Here is a 17,020-nt window from a genome sequence, read left to right on the forward strand (position 1 = left end):
GGGTTGCGTGGGAACGATCGGGTGACCGGCCGTTTCTTCGACATCGGGCAGGTGCTTGCCGAGGTACAGCTCCTTCACCGTCAGATCGCCGCGGCTTCAAGCGCCGGGACGGATGGGTGGCGGCAGGAAGTGGTGCGACTGCGACGGCGGATGGCAGAGCAGATCGGGGCTCTCATTCCGCTGGTGAGTGCGGGCCAGCCAGGTTGCGATACGCCGCAGTTCGACGGCTTCCGCAAGGCGGTGTCGCGATTTCGGACGGCGGTGGCGGAACATCAGGCCCAATGGCCCGCCGTTCTGCTGGATACGAGAGACCCGGCCTATGTCGAGTCCGTCACCAGGCTTCGCAGCGCGCACGAGAATATGGATGAGAGTTTTCGCCGGCTGGAGAGCGGGTGAAACGAACCAAGTGAAGAAGGAATGACGGATATGCGTATTGCCCTGGCGGGCGCCGGAGCGTTCGGCGAAAAGCATCTCGATGGCCTCAGGAATATCGACGGCGTGACCGTCACCTCGCTGGTCGGCCGCAATCTGGAACCGACCCAGGCGATCGCCGCCAAATATGGCATCGGCCATGCCACCACCAACCTTGATGAAACGCTGGCCCGCGACGATGTCGACGCGGTGATCCTGTGCACCCCGACGCAGATGCATGCGGACCAGGCGATCGCCTGCATGAATGCGGGCAAGCATGTCCAGGTCGAAATCCCGCTGGCCGACAGCTGGGCCGATGCGCAGGCCGTGCTCGCGAAGCAGCAGGAAACCGGCCTGGTGTGCATGGTCGGTCATACCCGCCGTTTCAATCCGTCGCACCAATATGTCCATAATCTGATCAGCGCGGGCGAGCTGAACATCCAGCAGATGGACGTCCAGACCTATTTCTTCCGCCGCAGGAACATCAATGCCAAGGGCGAGCCGCGCAGCTGGACCGACCATCTGCTGTGGCATCATGCCGCGCATACCGTGGACCTCTTTGCCTATCAGGCCGGGCGGATCGTCGATGCCCATGCCATGCAGGGGCCGATCCATCCCGAACTGGGCATCGCCATGGACATGTCGATCCAGCTCAAGAGCGAAACCGGCGCGATCTGCACCCTGTCGCTGAGCTTCAACAATGACGGGCCGCTCGGCACCTTCTTCCGCTATATTGGCGACAATGGCACCTATATCGCGCGGTATGACGATCTGGTGAACGGCAAGGAAGAACCGATCGACGTCAGCAAGGTCGCCGTGTCGATGAACGGCATCGAATTGCAGGACCGCGAGTTCGTCAGCGCGATCCGCGAAGGCCGCGAACCCAATTCCAGCGTCGCCAAGGTGTTTGACTGCTATCGCGTACTGGGCGAACTGGAAAAGCAGCTCGCATAGGATGAGCGGGGAGCGGGGCATTGTCCCTGCTCCCGAGGAAGGAGGAAGGTCCGTGGTCCAGTTGCCGCAGCGCAGGGTCGGTTCAGCCAGCGTGTCCGCGATCGGGCTGGGCTGCATGAGCCTGTCGCACGCCTATCTGCCCAAGCCCGAACCGGCCGATGCCGAGCGCCTGTTGCTTCGCGCGCTGGACCTGGGCGTCACATTCTTCGACACGGCCGCGCTCTATGGTTTTGGCGCCAATGAGCAATTGCTGGGGCGCGCGATCATGCATCGCCGTTCCGAATTCACCCTGGCCAGCAAGTGCGTGCTCGCGGAGATCGACGGGAAACGTGGTCTGGACGGGTCGCCGGAGGCCATTGGCCGTGTTCTTGAGGATTCGCTGCGGCGGCTGAACACCGACCATATCGACCTGTACTATCTGCACCGGCTGGACCCCAAGGTGCCGATAGAGGACTCGGTCGGCGCCCTGGCACGGGCGGTCGAGGCCGGGAAGATCGGGGCGATCGGCCTGTCCGAAATGTCGGCGGCGACATTGCGGCGCGCCCATGCCGTGCATCCGATCGCCGCGATGCAGACGGAATATTCGCTGCTCACCCGCAATGCCGAAATTGCGGTCCTGGATGCGTGCAGGGAGCTGGGAACCGCCTTTGTTGCGTTCTCGCCGCTTGGACGGGGGATGCTGACGGGGTCCCTGCCGCCCTCCGCAGTGGAACCGCCCGACCTGCGGGCCACGCTGCCGCGTTTCAGGTCGCCTCATGTCGAGGCCAATCTGCTTCTGGCCGGCAAACTCGCGGCCATTGCGCGATCGGCGGGCTGCACGACATCTCAACTCAGCCTTGCGTGGCTGCTGGCGCGTGGGGACCATGTCCTGCCTATTCCGGGGACCGCCAGTCCCGACCATCTGGCGGAGAATATGGCGACATTGTCCATGTCCATATCAGCGGACGCGCTGGCGCAGGCGGATGCCCTGTTCAGCCGAGGCGCAGTTTCCGGCCCGCGCTATCCGCAATCCGCCCAGGCGCAGGTCGATACGGAAATCTGGGAAGGCGAACCGCTGGACGTTTCATGACGACCGGCTGGCCCCGCCTCCACCGGCTCGCCAGTCGCTGGGCGGGCGCCCCACATGGCGGGTGAAGAAGCGGGAGAAATAGGCCGGGTCGTCAAAGCCGATCGCATAGGCAATTTCCGCGATCGAAAGATTGGAATAGATGAGCAGGCGGCGCGCCTCCAACAGGGCGCGTTCATCGACCATGGCGGCCGGAGACATGCCCGCGACATGGGAGCAGGCCTGGCGCAGCGTCGTTTCGCTGACGCCGAGCGCGAGGGCATGGGCGGCAACCGGATCCCGTTCCCGAAAGCGCTGTTCGATGCGTTCGCGCAGGCGGGCCACGAGCCGGGCCTGCCTGCCGCTGCTGGCGGCACCAGCATCGCCGGGGGCCGCATGGCGAAGCGCCTGAACCAGCAGGCCGAGAAGCAGCGCTTCCACCGCGCCGCGCTGGCCGGGGCCTGACCAGGCAAGTTCCCTCGCCATGCGCTGGATGGCCGCCTCCGCCTCCGCGAAATCGGCTGGCGGCAGCGAGACCGCATGTGGAGCGCGGAACAGCGGTTGAAGGTCCTCGTCGCGACTGAGGAGATGTTGCAGATAGCTGTCGGAAATCGTCGTCACCCAGCCGAGAGATTCGCGAAGCCAGGTAAAGCCGTGGATTATCCCGGCGGGGACGAGCAGCAGACAGGGGGCATCGAACGACACCGTGTCACCGTCGGCGCGCATGGCCCCGCCGCCTTCGCAGATCAGGATGACATGGTTGAGATCGCGATGGATGTGCGGCTGGATCGTCCATTCGCTGGGCCGCGATCGATCGTCGAGGCTTTCCACATGGACAAAGCCGGCTTCGACTGCCCTTTGCGGCTCACCATAGAGGTAGAAGGTCGGAACGGCTGTGCTCATGACGCCCAAAAGCTGTTGGATCGTCCAATCTATATGCTGGCTTAGCCATGGCCGGCAAGGCCCTTCCGCGCCAGAAGAAGCCGGACAAGACATGAGAGGAACAACGCCATGAAAACGCAAGTCGCCATTGTCGGCGCGGGACCGGCCGGCCTTTTGCTGGGCCATTTGCTGCGCGCCGAGGGGCTGGACGTCGTCGTCGTGGAGCGGGCCTCGGCCGATTATGTGCTTGGACGCATTCGCGCCGGGGTTCTGGAGCGGACGACGACCGATCTGATGGACCGGCTGGGCCTGGGTGAACGGATGCACCGGGAGGGGCTGCCGCATGACGGCTTCCATCTGGCGGATGGCGAACGCCTCATCCGCATCGACGTCGCCGCGCTCACCGGCCGGCAGGTGATGGTCTATGGACAGACGGAATTGACGCGTGACCTGATGGACGCGGCGCCCGAACGCGGCCTCAACGTGATCTACGAAGCGGGGGACGTGGCGCTCCACGACCTGGAGGGGGACGCGCCCTATCTCAGCTTTACCGAAAATGGCGCAACCCGGCGGATCGATGCGCAGTTCATCTGCGGCTGCGACGGATTTCATGGCCCTTCCCGTGCCGCCATTCCGGCATCGGTGGGAAAGCCCTTCGAAAAAATCTATCCCTTCGGCTGGCTGGGTATCCTGGCCGACGTGCCGCCCTGCAATCATGAATTGATCTACGCCAATCATGATCGCGGCTTCGCACTGGCGTCCATGCGTTCGGAGACGCGCAGCCGCTATTATATCCAGGTTCCGCTGGACGAGAAGGTCGAGGACTGGCCGGACGAGCGGCTGTGGGATGAACTGGCCGTCAGGCTGGGGCCGGAAGCGGGCGCGCAGATCGTCCGGGGGCCATCGCTGGAAAAGTCGATCGCGCCGCTGCGATCCTTCGTGTTCGAACCGATGCGTCACGGCCACCTCATGCTGGCCGGCGACAGCGCGCATATCGTGCCGCCGACCGGGGCGAAGGGGCTCAATCTTGCGGCATCCGACGTCCATTATCTGTCGGAGGCGCTGGTCGCCTATTTCCGGCGCGGCGACAATGACGCCATTGCCGGCTATTCGGACCGCGCCCTTGCCCGGATCTGGAAGGCGGAGCGCTTCTCCTGGCAACTGACGCGGCTGATGCACCGCTTCCCGGACAATGACGCGTTTGACAGGCGGATGCAGCTCGCGGATCTGGATTATATCGCCTCGTCCGTCGCGGCGCAGACGACCATCGCCGAAAATTATGTCGGCCTGCCGCTTTGATGCGGCAGACCTGCACGGCGGGAGGATATCCGCGCGAACAACGGCTGCCCGGGTCGATAGTCGCGCTGCAACGTTACCGCTTAGACAGTCCGCTAAAGAGGTTCACGGTTTGAACGATTGTTATCCGAGACCTCTTAGCCAATTTACCAAGGGGGAATTAAACCAGTGGAGCCCCAATTGGCCTGCCGCGTGTGCTGCAGCTACCGCGTAAACGCTAACCGGGAACAGAGCAGCGACCACGACAATACGTCCCATTTCCAGGGAAAATGGAGCGATCAGCTGCAAAGGTACTCGATTCAGAGCGGCCCTAGCTTGCTCAACGTCATGCTTGATACCGCCAAGCATCTTTTCCAGCCGCTGCGCCTTATCGTGGAAAGCTTGATGCTCCCTAATCTGTCGCTGAAATACGTCGCTTTGGAAAATCTCCACAAATGCTACTGCCGCGCCGATATTATTGTGAGCCATCTGGTTCAATTCGTTTTCGGAGCAGCTATGGTGGGCTGGTTGCTCTCTAAGCGCCCGAACCTCACTTTGCTGCATCTTCTGTAAAGTATTGCTTACGCCTTCACCGATCACCGCAGCCGTGAAGGGCAACTCACCATTAATATTGGGGCCTTTTACATTTTTATACAGCCCGATTGTCTCTTCGATGCTTTCGATAGAAACTGTCATTTTCGCGGTCGACTCATGGATCACACGATGAGCATCCCTCAATTTGGTCTGCTCTAACTTCACGTTGGGCCAGCACTCTGCCTGCCATTCCAGCACGAAGGCCAAGATCGCGTAAGTCGCGGCACACAGCAGCAGAAACGCGAAAGCCCTAACGCTTACCTGTTCGAAGGCCATGCCGAAGATGCTGAATGTCCCGCGCTTTGAAGAGATGGAAACGATGAAAAGCGCGGACGAAAACAACAGGCTGTTGCGATGCAAGTTCCAGTATTCGCTCGAAAAGCTGTTTTTCGGTGCTGCCATGTTTCCCTCATCTATCGGGCCGATCGTCTAGAGATCAGGCATGCAGCCGGCAAGATGGCACATCTCGCTGCTTTTTAGCCGTGAAAGTATTTCCCCGGTTGTTTTCGAAGCCCTTCGCCCAGAATCTGGCCGCGTTCGCCGCAGTTTTCCATGATTTTCAAAGGCATGGGGAACTTCTGGCACCCCAAGCGACTGGCGCAATGCCGTGTGTAGCCACAGTCAGGCCGATGGATGACGAACTTATGTTTCAGGTGGAGCGGGTGAAGGGAATCGAACCCTCGTCGTAAGCTTGGGAAGCTTCTGCTCTGCCATTGAGCTACACCCGCCCGGGTGGAACGCGGCTTAGCCTTTGATCCTGGTGCCGTCAACGCGATCGCGGCGGAGAATTTCAGAGATCGGCATAGGGCGCCTCGGCATCGCGGGCCGGTATGGCGCCGCGGCGGCCGATATTCCATCCGGCCAGACGATGCCCGGCGATCGCCGCTTCGCCGGGGGTGCGGCCGGCGAGACGGGCGTGGAGATAGCCGCCGTTGAACGCGTCGCCCGCGCCGCTCGAATCGACGACGCTCAGCTTTGCCGGGGGAGCAACGATCCGCCCGTCCACCAGGCATCCCTCCGCGCCGAGCTTCACAACGACCTCCCGGCCTTCATCCGCGCCCCAGCGGCGGGCGGCGTCCCCGGCATCGTCGACTTCGCCCATCTCCACTTCGTCAGCGAGGGTCGGCAGGCCCATATCGCTGACGGCGATCGCCCGGTCCCGCCACTGCCGGGCCGTGTCCGCATCGGGCCAGAGCCGGGCGCGATAATTGCCGTCGAACGCCACCCTGCCGCCATTGGCGCGGACCGCGCCGCACAGGCCCAGCAGCTTCTCGCGCGCCTCTTCGGGCAATATGGCCAGGGTGATCAGCGAGAAATACAGCAGTTTCGACCGGGCCGCCTGTTCCATCATGGCGGCGCTTCCCGGCAGGTCGAACATGCGCCTGGCGGCCGCCTCTCCCCGCCAATAGTGAAAGCTGCGTTCGCCCTGCGCATCGGTTTCTATGGCATAGAGGCCGGGTAGCCTTCCCTCCGCCGCGAGCAGCAGGGACGTGTCGACCCCCTCCCCCTCCCATGCGGCGCGCAGTTCCGCGCTCATGGGATCGGCGCCGATCGCGCTGGCGAAGCGCACCTGGTCGCCGCAGCGGGCCAGATGAATCGCGGTATTGATGACGTCGCCGCCATAACGCAAATTCCAGCCGCCGTCCGGGCCGCCCTCCCCCGAAGCGCGGCTCAACTCCAGCATCGCTTCGCCGACAACGGTTACCCCTTCGGTCATGCCCATATGCGTCCCATCCTGCTGCTATGGGCGCCTCCTTGGCGCGTAGGGCACGGGCAAGTCAATGCCGCGCGGGTTCCGCCCATGCCGACAATTTCTTTCGCAAACGGAACGTCCCCTGCGGCTGCGCGTTGCAGGAAACGGACACGCTATTCGACGGGAATGCCCAAATGCACACGGCGGCGCCGGAAGGATCTGGAAACCGCTTCGAGCTGCTGGTCCAGAATGTTACCGACTATGCCATCTACATGCTGTCGGAAACCGGCATCGTCGCCAGTTGGAACGCCGGCGCGCGGCGTTTCAAGGGCTATGATGCCGAAGAGATCATCGGCCAGCATTTTTCCCGCTTCTACACGGCGGAGGATCAGGCGGCCGGACTTCCCGCCCGGGCGCTGGAGACTGCCGAACATGCCGGGCGGTTCGAGGCGGAGGGATGGCGCGTGCGCAAGGACGGATCGCGTTTCTGGGCGCATGTCGTCATCGATCCCATCCGCGAACCCGGCGGCCGGCTCATCGGCTTCGCCAAGGTCACCCGCGACCTGACGGAGCGCCGCGCCGCCGAGGAGGAATTGCGGCGCAGCGAGGAACGCTTCCGTCTTCTGGTGCAGGGCGTCACCGACTATGCGATCTACATGCTCGACCCCGTGGGGACGATCACGAGCTGGAATCCGGGCGCGGAACGCTTCAAGGGATACAAGACCGAAGAGATATTGGGCCAGAATTTCTCTCGCTTCTATTCGGAGGAGGACCGCATGGCGGGGCTGCCCTCCAGAGCGCTGGATACGGCGGCGCGCGAAGGCCGGTTCGAGGCCGAGGGGTGGCGCATCCGCAAGGACGGATCCCGATTCTGGGCGCATGTCATCATCGATACGATCCGCAGCGCGCAGGGTGAATTGATCGGCTTTGCCAAGATCACGCGCGACCTGACCGAGCGAAGGGAGACGCAACTGGCGCTGGAAGAAGCGCGGGAAGTGGTGTTCCAGGCGCAGAAGATGGATGCCATCGGCAAGCTGACCGGCGGCGTCGCCCATGATTTCAACAATCTGCTGGCCGTGATCGTCGGCAGTCTGGACCTGGCGCGGCAGCGGCTGGCGAGCGGGGCGGACATATCCCGCTATATCGACAATGCGATGACGGCGGCGGAGCGCGGCGCGACGCTGACGCAGCGCATGCTCGCCTTCGCGCGCAAGCAGGAATTGAAGCTGCGAAGCGTGGATTGCGTGACGCTGGTCCGGGACATGGCGGACCTGTTGAAGACGACCCTGGGCAACGGTGTGGCCATAGAGACCCGCTTTCCCCTGCAACTGAGCGCCGCCCATGCCGATCCGGCGCAACTGGAACTGGCTCTGCTCAACCTGGCGGTCAACGCCCGCGACGCCATGCCGGACGGCGGGAGGATCATCATAGAGGGCGTGGAGGCTACGCTGTCGAAGGCGCAGCGCCCCGACCTGGCGGATGGTCGCTATGTGCGCCTGTCCGTGATCGATGAAGGCGAGGGCATGGACGCAGCCACGCTGGAACGCGCGCGCGAACCGTTTTTCACGACCAAGGGGGTCGGCAAGGGCACGGGCCTGGGCCTGTCGATGGTGCATGGCTTTGCCGAACAATGCGGCGGTTTGCTGACCATCGCCAGCGAGCCGGGCAAGGGGACCACGGTATCGCTGTGGCTGCCCTGGGCGCCGGCCGACGAGGTCAGGGAGGATGTCGCGGACATACCCGACATGCTGGCGCTGGCCGAGCCGCTGGTGATCCTCGCGGTCGACGACGATGACCTGGTGCTGACGAACACCGCCGGCATGCTGGAGGAACTGGGGCATACCGTATTCCAGGCGACGTCGGGACGGGACGCGCTGCGTGTGCTGGAAAAAGGCAGCGTCGACCTGGTCATCACCGACTATGCCATGCCGGGCATGACGGGAACCCAGCTTGCCGATCAGATCGACGAACGATTCTCCGGCCTGCCCGTGGTGATCATCACCGGCTTTGCCGAATTGCCGCCCAACATGACGCGACGGCCCCGGCTGGACAAACCGTTCAAGCAGGCGGAGCTGGCGCGCATCGTGACAGCGGTGACGCAGGGCGGCCAGAAGCTCGTACGGTTGGCCCCGCCGTCCGACAACCTGTAGGCGGCGATCTTTACCAAAGCTTGACGAAACAGGCGTAAAGCAAGGATTTCCTTGCCCTAGCCCCTTGCATGCGTCGGGAAGTTCGCCAAAGAGACATGAACGTCGTCCCTCCCCCGTACCCTCTTCCGCAGGATCGCATGAACAGGCAAGCCGCGCCGACTTCCCATTTCTACACGTCGCTGCGCATGCGCCTCCACTATCTGGATTGGGGCAACAGTGCAGCCCCGACGCTGATCCTGGTGCATGGCGGGTTCGACCACGCCCGCAGCTGGGACTGGACGGCGCGGGCGCTGGCGAAGGATTATCATGTCATCGCACCGGACCTACGTGGCCATGGCGACAGCGCCTGGTCGGCCGAGGGTTCCTATATGACGGCGAACTATGTCTACGATCTGGCGCAATTGATCGAGCAACTGGGCCGGGAGCCGGTGATATTGGTCGGCCATTCGCTGGGCGGCTCGATCGCGCTCCGCTATGCCGGGCTTTTCCCGGAAAGGGTCGCCAAGGTCGTCGCCATTGAAGGGCTGGGCCTGTCGCCGGGCCGGATCGAGGAGCAGGCGCAAAAGGCCGAACCGGACCAGTGGCTGCAGTGGATCGAGAAGCGGCGAGGGCGCGCGCGCCAGACGCGGCGGCATTACCCGACCATCGAGGCCGCGGTCGCGCGCATGCGGGAGCGCAACGACCATCTGTCGGTCGAGCAGGCGATGCATCTCACCATCCATGGCGTCAATCGCAACGAGGATGGCAGCTATCGCTGGAAATTCGATCCCTATCTCCATGACCCCGCGCCGCAGGCCTGGTCCGACATCAGCCTGCCGCAGTTCTGGGAGCGAATCGCATGTCCGACGCTCCTGTGCCTGGGGCTGGATAGCTGGGCGTCCAATCCGGTGAAGGACGGACGCGCCGCGCATTTCCAGGATGCGCGGCTGGTCGAATTCGCGGATGCCGGCCATTGGCTGCATCATGACCAGTTCGACCGCTTCATCGCGGAACTGCGGGACTTCCTCTGATCCGGCCATAAGGCAGAAGGCTGGGTGGGACGTCCTGGGGCCTAGTTTTTCCTGCGAAGGGCCTGGCCCCGCTATGCTTTGAAGGCGGCGATGGCGGCCTGATATTCGGATCGGAGCTGGGCGATGAAGTCGGCGGCAGGCTGGACGCCGCGGATTGCGCCAATGCCCTGGCCCGCGCCCCAGACATCGCGCCACGCCTTTGCGCCACCTGAAGCGCTGGAAAAATCCATTTGCGAAGCCTTGGGCAGATTGTCTGCGTCCAGCCCGGCAGCGGTGATGCTGGGGCGCAGATAATTGCCGAGCACGCCGGTGAAATAGTCGGAATAGACAATGTCGGCCGACCCGCTGTCGACGATCATCTGCTTGTAGGCAAGTTCGGCATTGGCTTCCTCGGTCGCGATGAAGGATGACCCCATATAGGCGAAGTCAGCCCCCATCATCCGCGCCGCCGCGATCGAGCGGCCGGTCGCGATCGCGCCTGAGAGAGCGAGCGGCCCGTCGAACCAGGCGCGGATTTCCTCGACCAGCGCAAAGGGCGAGAGGGTGCCGGCATGGCCGCCTGCCCCCGCAGCCACGGCGATCAGGCCATCCGCGCCCTTTTCGATCGCCTTGCGCGCGAAGACATTGTTGATGACGTCATGAAGGACGATGCCGCCGTAGCTGTGTACGGCCTCGTTCACATCCTCCCGCGCGCCCAGCGAAGTGATCACGATCGGCACGCGATATTTGACGCAGAGAGCGAGATCCTCCTCCAGCCGGCTGTTGGTCTTGTGCACGATCAGGTTGACCGCGAAGGGCGCGTCCCTGTCCGTCAAGGCTTCCCCCAATTGCTGGAGCCATTGTTCGAACACGCCCGACGGACGGGCGTTGAGCGAAGGAAAGGCGCCCACAATCCCGGCGCGGCACTGGGCGATGACGAGCGCCGGCTGCGAGATGATGAACATCGGCGAGCCGATCAGCGGCAGGGACAAACGGCCCTCCAAAAATGCCGGCAAACTCATGGGCCAGGCCCCTCCTTCATGATTTACGGAAACGCGCTATCACCTCGCACAGCGCGACAAAAGATCGAATTTGGCGGCGTCGCGGCGGCGGGCGCATGGCCGTCGAACGCCGTAGCGTCAACGATGCGTATGTTTCGATAAAGATGAACGGGTCTGAGAGACGGGCCAGGGAAAAGCCGCATTTTTATAGGGAACGATCCATCAGCGCCATCACGAGACAGCGGATCAATCCCCCACGATCTTGAGCAGCCGGCGTTCCACGGGCGCGAGTATGCCCTGAAGCTCGGCGCCGCGCTTCAACACATGGCCTGCCTCCCCGATCAAGGCCCACATGCCCTGGCGATGACGCAGCGAGGGCCGCTTTTCGATGCGGAATTCCGGTCGCTCGGCGGACCGGCGGAATGCGGAGAAGATCGCCGCTTCCCGCCCCATGTCAATGGCGTAATCGCGCCAATGCCCGGCCGCGACCATGCGGCCGTAAAGATCCATGATACGCTGAAGTTCGAGGCGATCGAACCCGGTCTGACCGGCCGGGCCAGCCGCGCCCCGGGCCGCTTGCGACGGAAACGGCGTCACATTGCTCATCAGGCGCGGCCACGCTCCCTGAGCTCGGCAAGATGATCCGCAGGCGCATTGCTCCGTTCAGCCAGCAGGTCGGCGAGGCGCTTCTGCAACTGGTCGATTTCAAGCTGGAGCATTTCCAGCTTCTGCTTGTCCGGGTCGACGCAGTCGGAGCAAGGCGTGCCATAGGGCAGGAATTCCCGCTGATAGGCCGTCACGTCGACCAGCATGGGACGCGCGGGAATGCCGACCATGGTCGCGCCCTCCTTCACATCCTTGGTCACGACGGCGTTGGCGCCGACGCGGGCACGGGCGCCCACGCGCACCGGACCCAGCACCTGGGCACCGGAACCGACGATCACGCCGTCTTCCAGCGTCGGATGGCGCTTCCCGGCGATGCCATTGGCGGGGTCCGTCCCCCCCAATGTCACATTCTGGTAGAGGGTGACGTCATTCCCGATCTCGGCCGTCTCCCCGATCACGGTGAAACCATGATCGATGAAGAAGCGCTTGCCGATGCGCGCGCCGGGGTGAATGTCGTTGCCGGTCAGGAACCGGGAAAAATGGTTCACCGCGCGGGCCAGGAAATAGAGGCGCGCCCGGTAAAGCCGATGGGCGACCCGGTGAAAGGCCAGCGACCAGACACCCGGATAGAGCAGAATTTCGGCGCGCGAACGCGGAGCAGGATCGCGAGCTTTGACCGAATCCAGATAGGCAATAAGATTGCGCAGCATGAAGCGCCCCTGATGAAAACCGACCAGGCGGTACATAAGCGCAAAAGGATGAATTTTCCAGATGGTGGGCTATTTCGGCTTCGTCCGATAAAACAGAAAGTTTCTTGGCGGCCCGTGATATACCAATCAAAGCGGTAGACAATGTAACAGGGACCAGTGAATGATCGACATATTGATCGCCCGTTTCGGCGAAGTCCTGCCCTTCATTCTCATCGGTTTCGGCGCCCAGATGATCGACGGCGCCCTCGGCATGGCCTATGGCGTCATTTCCAGCACGCTCCTCCTGGCGCTGGGCGTGCCGCCCAGCAGGGCGTCGGCAAGCGTCCATGCGGCCGAAACCTTCACGACGGGCGTGTCGGCCATCAGCCACATCCTTCACAGAAATGTCGACTGGCGCCTGTTCGCGCGCCTCATCATTCCGGGCGTGGTCGGGGGCGTGGCCGGGGCCTATCTGCTGTCCAATGTGGACGGGGCGGTGATCAAACCCTTTGTGCAGGCCTATCTGACGGCGATCGGCGTCTACCTGATATGGCGCGGTTTTCATTATCCGCCCCAGGCGCGCAATCCCAAATGGGTGGCGCCGCTCGGCCTGGTCGGGGGCTTCATGGATGCCACGGGCGGCGGCGGATGGGGGCCCGTGGTGACGTCGAACCTGCTGATCCAGGGATCCAGCCCGCGCCATACCATCGGCACGGTGAACAGCGTCGAATTCATCCTGACGACCGCCATCAGCCTGACCTTCCTGCTGCATCTGGGCTGGGAAACCTTCACCACCTACACGGTCGGCCTTTTGATCGGTGGCGTGATTGCCGCACCTTTCGGCGCGATGCTGGCCCGGCATGTCGCGCCCAGAACCCTCTTCATCGCCGTGGGATCGATCCTGACCCTCACATCGCTGTTCGGCGTGGCCAAATGGCTTGGATATATTGGTTGAGTTAATTATATTGGGCTTTCCAATCGAGGAAAGCGATCAATGTCCAGTTACATGCCCACCCTCAAGCAGCTTCAATATCTTGTCGCGCTGAAGGAGCATGGCCATTTCGGCAAGGCCGCGGATAGCTGCTTCGTCACCCAGTCGACGCTGTCCGCCGGTATTCGCGAGCTGGAATCGCTGATCGGCATCACGCTGGTCGAGCGGACGCGGCGGGTCGTCCGCTTCACAGCTCTGGGCGATCGTATCGTTGAAAAGGCGCATCGGGTGCTGCGCGAGGCCGAAGAACTGGCCGCCATCGCCGAGGCGTCGGGCAAGCCGTTGACGGGCGAACTGCGGATGAGCGTCATTCCCACCATCGCCCCCTTCCTGCTCCCCCGGCTGCTGCCCCGGCTGCGTGGCGAGCGACCGGAACTGAAACTCTATCTGCGCGAGGAAACGACGCAGGCGGCCATCGAGTCCCTGCGGCACGGCAATGTGGATTGCGTGCTGCTCGCCCTGCCCTTTCCGACTGGGGAACTGGACAGCGAATTTCTGTTCCAGGACCGGCTTTATGTCGCCTTTCCCCGCGACGACCCGCGCGATCCGCCCGAATGGATCTCACCCGAGATGATCGACGAGACCAAGCTGTTGCTGCTGGAGGACGGGCACTGCCTGAAGGACCATGCGTTGGCGGCGTGCAACCGGCCGGAAATTCGCGCGAGCGCGATGATGATGGGAACGTCCCTGCATACGCTGGTCCAGATGGTCGACAACGGTCTGGGGATGACCATCATGCCCGAAATGGCGATAGCCAGCGGTTTGCTCAACCACACGCAGATTACCGCTCGCCCGCTTCGTTCGGAACGCGCGCATCGGGACATCGCGCTGGTTTGGCGGAAGAACAGCCCGCGCGACAAGGAGTTTCGGCTGTTGGCGGAACTGCTGCGCGACGCAGCGGACCTGCAGGAGATCAGCGCGGCTGCCTAGGACGGATCCTGGAGCGATTTCCAGGGGATCGGAACCGATCGCTGGTCGAGAAATAGCGGAAAACAAGACAGGTGCATGACAGGCTCAACGCTGCCAGCTCTCCGCCTTCTCATCATCCTCGGCGCGGGCATCCACCCAGGCGGTGCGCTCGGCAAAATGTTCCTTCTTCCAGAAGGGCGCACGGGATTTCAGCCAGTCGATGAGGAAGGCGCAAGCCTCCAGCGCCGCTGTTCGGTGACGGGATGCCGTGCCCACGAACACGATCCTCTCGCCCGGAACCAGCCGTCCGAAACGGTGGATCACTCGCACGCCAAGCAGAGGCCAGCGCTCGCATGCCTCCGCCACGATGCGTTCGACCTGTACCGTCGTCATCGCAGGATAATGTTCAAGTTCGAGCGCGACCAGGTCGCCATCCCCCCGGACGATGCCGGTGAAGCTGGCGACGCCGCCACCACCAAAAGCCTCCAGCGCGGCGAGTTCCGCGCCGGGATCGAAATCGCCAAGCTGGATGGAGATACGGCTCATCCGCCCGTTACCGGGGGGAAGATGGCCAGTTCCTTTGCTTCGCCAATCACGCTGTCCAGCGGCACGAAATGCTGGTCCAGCGCCGCGCGCAGCTTTTCCGGACGGGCGAAGGCTTCGGCATAGCCTGCCCCCCGCGTGGCCAGCGTAGCGATGAGCGCACCGATGGTGACATCGGCGGCAGGCCGTTCGACCTGTTCCTCATCGCGGCCAATGGCCTCACGAACCCAGGCGAAATAGACGAGCGTCAGGTCGGACACGGTTCAATCCATATGCTTGATGCCGACGCGCAGATAGTCCCAACCCGTAACGAGGGTCAAGATCGCCGCCGCCCAGAGCGTGGCGATGCCGACCAGTTGAACAAAAGGGAATTGCGGCACTGCGCCGGCGAGAATCAGGGCACCCAGCGCGATGAGCTGGCAGGTCGTCTTCCATTTGGCGAGGCGCGACACCGGCACGGAAACCTGGAGTCCGGCAAGAAACTCGCGCAGGCCCGACACCGCGATCTCCCGCAGCAGGATGATCATCGCCGCAGCGATATGGATGCCGGAAATATCGCGGGTGGCGGCCAGCATCAGGATCACCGCGCCGACCATGATCTTGTCCGCTATGGGATCAAGAAAAATGCCCAGTTTCGATACGGCGCCCTGCGCCCTTGCCAGATAGCCGTCGAAATAATCGGTGATCCCCATCAGGCAGTAAAGCGCGAAGGCCAGCATGTAGCCGGTCGTCCAGCGCGCACCGACCTCCGCCGGCCACAGCAGCGCGACCAGCAGCGGCACCGTCAATATGCGCGAAAGCGTCAGCAGATTAGGCAGCGTCAGCATGGCGGCGAACTGCCACAGTCGGGGCCGCCGCACAAGCAGGCGTGCAACATGGCGGGATGATTGGGCGTCGACATTCGGCGCGGAGGGCTTGTGCTCACCCGTCTTCTGTCGCTAGACCCCGCCACGCTCATCCACAGCGAAGAAGACCCCCTCGCCCATGCAAGCCTCTCTAAGGCTCCTCAACAAGCGACGTTTTCTGCCGCTTTTCATCACTCAGCTCCTCGGCGCGTTCAACGACAACCTGTTCAAGAATGCGATGGTGCTGTTCGTCGTCTATTCCGTCTACAATGACGAGAAGTCGGAAACCTGGTTCAGCGCGCTGGCGACCGGCGTGTTCATCCTCCCCTTCTTCCTGATGTCCGCCCTGTCCGGCCAGCTTGCCGACCAGCGCGACAAGGCCGCGATCATCCGCATCGTCAAGGCGGCCGAAATCGTCATCATGACGGTCGGCGCGGTCGGGCTGGCGCTCATCTGGAGCGGGGTGGCCGTGCATCTGCTCGCCATCCCTCTCCTTCTGCTCGCGCTGTTCGCCATGGGGGTCCATTCGACCTTCTTCGGTCCGATCAAATATGCGATCCTTCCCCAGCATCTGCATGACGAGGAAGTGCTGGGCGGAACCGGACTGGTCGAGGCCGGAACCTACATCGCCATCCTTGCCGGGACGATATTGGCCGGGATCATCCCGGTTCAGGCGGCAGCGGCCTGCATCATCCTGACGGCCATTATCGGCTGGCTGACAGGGCGCAACGTGCCCGCGGCGCCATCCCTGCTGGAGCGGCAGCCGATCGACTTCCACATCATCCGATCCTCGATCACGCTGGTGCGGGGAACGATGCACATCCGGCGGCTCTATCTCGCCATCATGGCGATCAGCTTCTTCTGGGCGGTCGGCACCGTGCTGTTCATCCAGTTTCCGCCGCTGGTCAAGAATGTGCTGAGCGCCGACAAATCGGTAGCCAGCCTGTTCCTGGGCATTTTTTCGATCGGCATCGCCATTGGATCGGTGGCGATCAATCGCTTGCTGAGCGGCCATGTCTCGGCCCGATATGCGCCTGCGTCCGTCATCGGCATGGGCATCAGCATCATCGCCTTCCACATCATATGCGACCTATGGATGGCCGGGTCGGACGGCAGGATGCTCAGCCTGTCCGGTTTCCTCCATCATCCGCTGGCGATCCCCTTGTCGCTCTGCCTGCTTTGCGTGGCGACGTTCGGCGGGATGTTCGTGGTGCCGCTCTACGCCTTCCTCACCACGACCGTCGAGAAGTGCGAGGCGGCACGGACCGTCGCGGCCAACAACATCGTCAATTCAGGGGCGATGGTGCTGGGGTCGCTGCTGACGATCAGCCTCAGCATCGCCGGCCTGTCGGTGGTGAACCAGTTGCTGCTGGTGGCGGCGCTGTGCCTGCCCTGCGCGTGGATCGCATGGACATTGCACAAGGCGTGCGATTGAGACGGCGA

The 17,020-nt window shown here is 63.1% G+C and carries 18 protein-coding genes and 1 tRNA gene; 9 read left to right on the top strand and 10 right to left on the bottom strand.

From position 1 onward, the window contains the following. Positions 1-21: 21 nt before the first annotated feature. From ACN9MX_RS05690 to ACN9MX_RS05700, 3 genes are read left to right on the top strand one after another with little or no spacing between them, the layout of a single operon-like run. On the top strand, positions 22-396 hold the full coding sequence (locus tag ACN9MX_RS05690; protein WP_426387339.1) for a hypothetical protein: 375 nt from the start codon (positions 22-24) through the stop codon (positions 394-396). 30 nt (positions 397-426) lie between these two features. Beyond that, the gene (locus ACN9MX_RS05695) at positions 427-1,365 is read left to right on the top strand and encodes a Gfo/Idh/MocA family oxidoreductase (protein ID WP_363754849.1); all 939 of its coding nucleotides are present in this window, start codon (positions 427-429) and stop codon (positions 1,363-1,365) included. Between the two features lie 52 nt (positions 1,366-1,417). Beyond that, positions 1,418-2,434: an aldo/keto reductase gene (locus ACN9MX_RS05700; RefSeq protein WP_363734560.1), complete on the top strand. Its 1,017-nt coding sequence runs from the start codon at positions 1,418-1,420 to the stop codon at positions 2,432-2,434. Here the strand turns inward: ACN9MX_RS05700 and ACN9MX_RS05705 are convergent. Next, complete coding sequence (locus ACN9MX_RS05705; protein WP_426387340.1) at positions 2,429-3,313, bottom strand: helix-turn-helix domain-containing protein; 885 nt, start codon at positions 3,311-3,313, stop codon at positions 2,429-2,431. The two genes, ACN9MX_RS05700 and ACN9MX_RS05705, sit on opposite strands and share 6 nt — an antisense overlap. A gap of 108 nt (positions 3,314-3,421) precedes the next feature. Between ACN9MX_RS05705 and pobA the strand changes: the two genes are divergently transcribed. Beyond that, positions 3,422-4,591 (top strand): 4-hydroxybenzoate 3-monooxygenase, encoded by a 1,170-nt coding sequence (gene pobA / locus ACN9MX_RS05710; RefSeq protein WP_426387342.1) that lies wholly within the window; start codon positions 3,422-3,424, stop codon positions 4,589-4,591. Positions 4,592-4,711: 120 nt separating this feature from the next. Here pobA and ACN9MX_RS05715 read toward each other — a convergent pair whose 3' ends face one another. From ACN9MX_RS05715 to ACN9MX_RS05725, 3 genes are all read right to left on the bottom strand, one after another. After that, a complete protein-coding gene (locus ACN9MX_RS05715; protein WP_426387343.1) occupies positions 4,712-5,563 on the bottom strand; it encodes a hypothetical protein in 852 nt (283 codons plus the stop codon). 252 nt (positions 5,564-5,815) lie between these two features. After that, positions 5,816-5,889: transfer RNA gene (locus ACN9MX_RS05720), tRNA-Gly, on the bottom strand. 62 nt (positions 5,890-5,951) lie between these two features. Continuing rightward, positions 5,952-6,884: a sugar kinase gene (locus ACN9MX_RS05725; protein WP_426387344.1), complete on the bottom strand. Its 933-nt coding sequence runs from the start codon at positions 6,882-6,884 to the stop codon at positions 5,952-5,954. A 164-nt stretch (positions 6,885-7,048) separates the two neighbouring features. On the opposite strand from ACN9MX_RS05725, the gene ACN9MX_RS05730 reads away from it, so the two are divergent. Beyond that, complete coding sequence (locus ACN9MX_RS05730) at positions 7,049-9,004, top strand: PAS domain S-box protein (RefSeq protein WP_426387345.1); 1,956 nt, start codon at positions 7,049-7,051, stop codon at positions 9,002-9,004. A gap of 137 nt (positions 9,005-9,141) precedes the next feature. After that, positions 9,142-10,014, top strand: a complete 873-nt coding sequence (locus tag ACN9MX_RS05735) for an alpha/beta fold hydrolase (RefSeq protein ID WP_363734554.1) — start codon at positions 9,142-9,144, stop codon at positions 10,012-10,014. Between the two features lie 71 nt (positions 10,015-10,085). On the opposite strand, the gene ACN9MX_RS05740 is transcribed toward ACN9MX_RS05735, so the two are convergent. The 3 genes from ACN9MX_RS05740 to epsC form a co-directional block, all read right to left on the bottom strand. Further along, a complete protein-coding gene (locus tag ACN9MX_RS05740; protein WP_363754964.1) occupies positions 10,086-11,015 on the bottom strand; it encodes an NAD(P)H-dependent flavin oxidoreductase in 930 nt (309 codons plus the stop codon). A 225-nt stretch (positions 11,016-11,240) separates the two neighbouring features. Continuing rightward, positions 11,241-11,600, bottom strand: coding sequence for a DUF2794 domain-containing protein (locus ACN9MX_RS05745; protein ID WP_363734552.1), 360 nt, complete (start codon positions 11,598-11,600; stop codon positions 11,241-11,243). Further along, positions 11,600-12,310: a serine O-acetyltransferase EpsC gene (gene epsC / locus ACN9MX_RS05750; protein WP_363734551.1), complete on the bottom strand. Its 711-nt coding sequence runs from the start codon at positions 12,308-12,310 to the stop codon at positions 11,600-11,602. The genes ACN9MX_RS05745 and epsC overlap by 1 nt, the downstream gene beginning before the upstream one ends. A gap of 160 nt (positions 12,311-12,470) precedes the next feature. On the opposite strand from epsC, the gene ACN9MX_RS05755 reads away from it, so the two are divergent. Beyond that, positions 12,471-13,244, top strand: a complete 774-nt coding sequence (locus tag ACN9MX_RS05755) for a sulfite exporter TauE/SafE family protein (RefSeq protein WP_363734550.1) — start codon at positions 12,471-12,473, stop codon at positions 13,242-13,244. A 39-nt stretch (positions 13,245-13,283) separates the two neighbouring features. Next, a complete protein-coding gene (locus ACN9MX_RS05760; RefSeq protein ID WP_133652258.1) occupies positions 13,284-14,210 on the top strand; it encodes a hydrogen peroxide-inducible genes activator in 927 nt (308 codons plus the stop codon). A gap of 84 nt (positions 14,211-14,294) precedes the next feature. Here the strand turns inward: ACN9MX_RS05760 and ACN9MX_RS05765 are convergent, their stop codons facing one another. The 3 genes from ACN9MX_RS05765 to pgsA are packed head-to-tail and all read right to left on the bottom strand — an operon-like array spanning position 14,295 to position 15,559. Then, the gene (locus ACN9MX_RS05765) at positions 14,295-14,735 is read right to left on the bottom strand and encodes a molybdenum cofactor biosynthesis protein MoaE (protein WP_363734549.1); all 441 of its coding nucleotides are present in this window, start codon (positions 14,733-14,735) and stop codon (positions 14,295-14,297) included. Next, positions 14,732-14,992 carry a MoaD/ThiS family protein gene (locus ACN9MX_RS05770; protein WP_363826291.1) on the bottom strand — a complete coding sequence of 87 codons (261 nt, stop codon included), beginning with the start codon at positions 14,990-14,992 and terminating at the stop codon, positions 14,732-14,734. The genes ACN9MX_RS05765 and ACN9MX_RS05770 overlap by 4 nt, the downstream gene beginning before the upstream one ends. A gap of 3 nt (positions 14,993-14,995) precedes the next feature. Next, a complete protein-coding gene (pgsA, locus tag ACN9MX_RS05775) occupies positions 14,996-15,559 on the bottom strand; it encodes a CDP-diacylglycerol--glycerol-3-phosphate 3-phosphatidyltransferase (protein WP_133652261.1) in 564 nt (187 codons plus the stop codon). Between the two features lie 157 nt (positions 15,560-15,716). On the opposite strand from pgsA, the gene ACN9MX_RS05780 reads away from it, so the two are divergent. Next, positions 15,717-17,012 carry an MFS transporter gene (locus ACN9MX_RS05780; RefSeq protein WP_363734547.1) on the top strand — a complete coding sequence of 432 codons (1,296 nt, stop codon included), beginning with the start codon at positions 15,717-15,719 and terminating at the stop codon, positions 17,010-17,012. The last annotated feature ends 8 nt before the right edge of the window (positions 17,013-17,020 follow it).

This window comes from Sphingobium sp. R-21 (genome assembly GCF_049913335.1).
Taxonomy (GTDB): domain Bacteria; phylum Pseudomonadota; class Alphaproteobacteria; order Sphingomonadales; family Sphingomonadaceae; genus Sphingobium.

What these genes read in the sequence shown, in the direction of transcription:
- ACN9MX_RS05695 (WP_363754849.1), top strand. Translation starts at nt 427, where the DNA reads ATGCGTATTGCCCTGGCGGGCGCCGGAGCGTTCGGCGAAAAGCATCTC.
- ACN9MX_RS05730 (WP_426387345.1), top strand. Translation starts at nt 7,049, where the DNA reads ATGCACACGGCGGCGCCGGAAGGATCTGGAAACCGCTTCGAGCTGCTG.
- ACN9MX_RS05735 (WP_363734554.1), top strand. Translation starts at nt 9,142, where the DNA reads ATGAACAGGCAAGCCGCGCCGACTTCCCATTTCTACACGTCGCTGCGC.
- ACN9MX_RS05715 (WP_426387343.1), bottom strand. Translation starts at nt 5,563, where the DNA reads ATGGCAGCACCGAAAAACAGCTTTTCGAGCGAATACTGGAACTTGCAT.
- ACN9MX_RS05760 (WP_133652258.1), top strand. Translation starts at nt 13,284, where the DNA reads ATGTCCAGTTACATGCCCACCCTCAAGCAGCTTCAATATCTTGTCGCG.
- ACN9MX_RS05725 (WP_426387344.1), bottom strand. Translation starts at nt 6,884, where the DNA reads ATGGGCATGACCGAAGGGGTAACCGTTGTCGGCGAAGCGATGCTGGAG.
- ACN9MX_RS05745 (WP_363734552.1), bottom strand. Translation starts at nt 11,600, where the DNA reads ATGAGCAATGTGACGCCGTTTCCGTCGCAAGCGGCCCGGGGCGCGGCT.
- pobA (WP_426387342.1), top strand. Translation starts at nt 3,422, where the DNA reads ATGAAAACGCAAGTCGCCATTGTCGGCGCGGGACCGGCCGGCCTTTTG.
- ACN9MX_RS05765 (WP_363734549.1), bottom strand. Translation starts at nt 14,735, where the DNA reads ATGAGCCGTATCTCCATCCAGCTTGGCGATTTCGATCCCGGCGCGGAA.
- epsC (WP_363734551.1), bottom strand. Translation starts at nt 12,310, where the DNA reads ATGCTGCGCAATCTTATTGCCTATCTGGATTCGGTCAAAGCTCGCGAT.
- ACN9MX_RS05705 (WP_426387340.1), bottom strand. Translation starts at nt 3,313, where the DNA reads ATGAGCACAGCCGTTCCGACCTTCTACCTCTATGGTGAGCCGCAAAGG.
- pgsA (WP_133652261.1), bottom strand. Translation starts at nt 15,559, where the DNA reads ATGCTGACGCTGCCTAATCTGCTGACGCTTTCGCGCATATTGACGGTG.
- ACN9MX_RS05755 (WP_363734550.1), top strand. Translation starts at nt 12,471, where the DNA reads ATGATCGACATATTGATCGCCCGTTTCGGCGAAGTCCTGCCCTTCATT.
- ACN9MX_RS05740 (WP_363754964.1), bottom strand. Translation starts at nt 11,015, where the DNA reads ATGAGTTTGCCGGCATTTTTGGAGGGCCGTTTGTCCCTGCCGCTGATC.
- ACN9MX_RS05780 (WP_363734547.1), top strand. Translation starts at nt 15,717, where the DNA reads ATGCAAGCCTCTCTAAGGCTCCTCAACAAGCGACGTTTTCTGCCGCTT.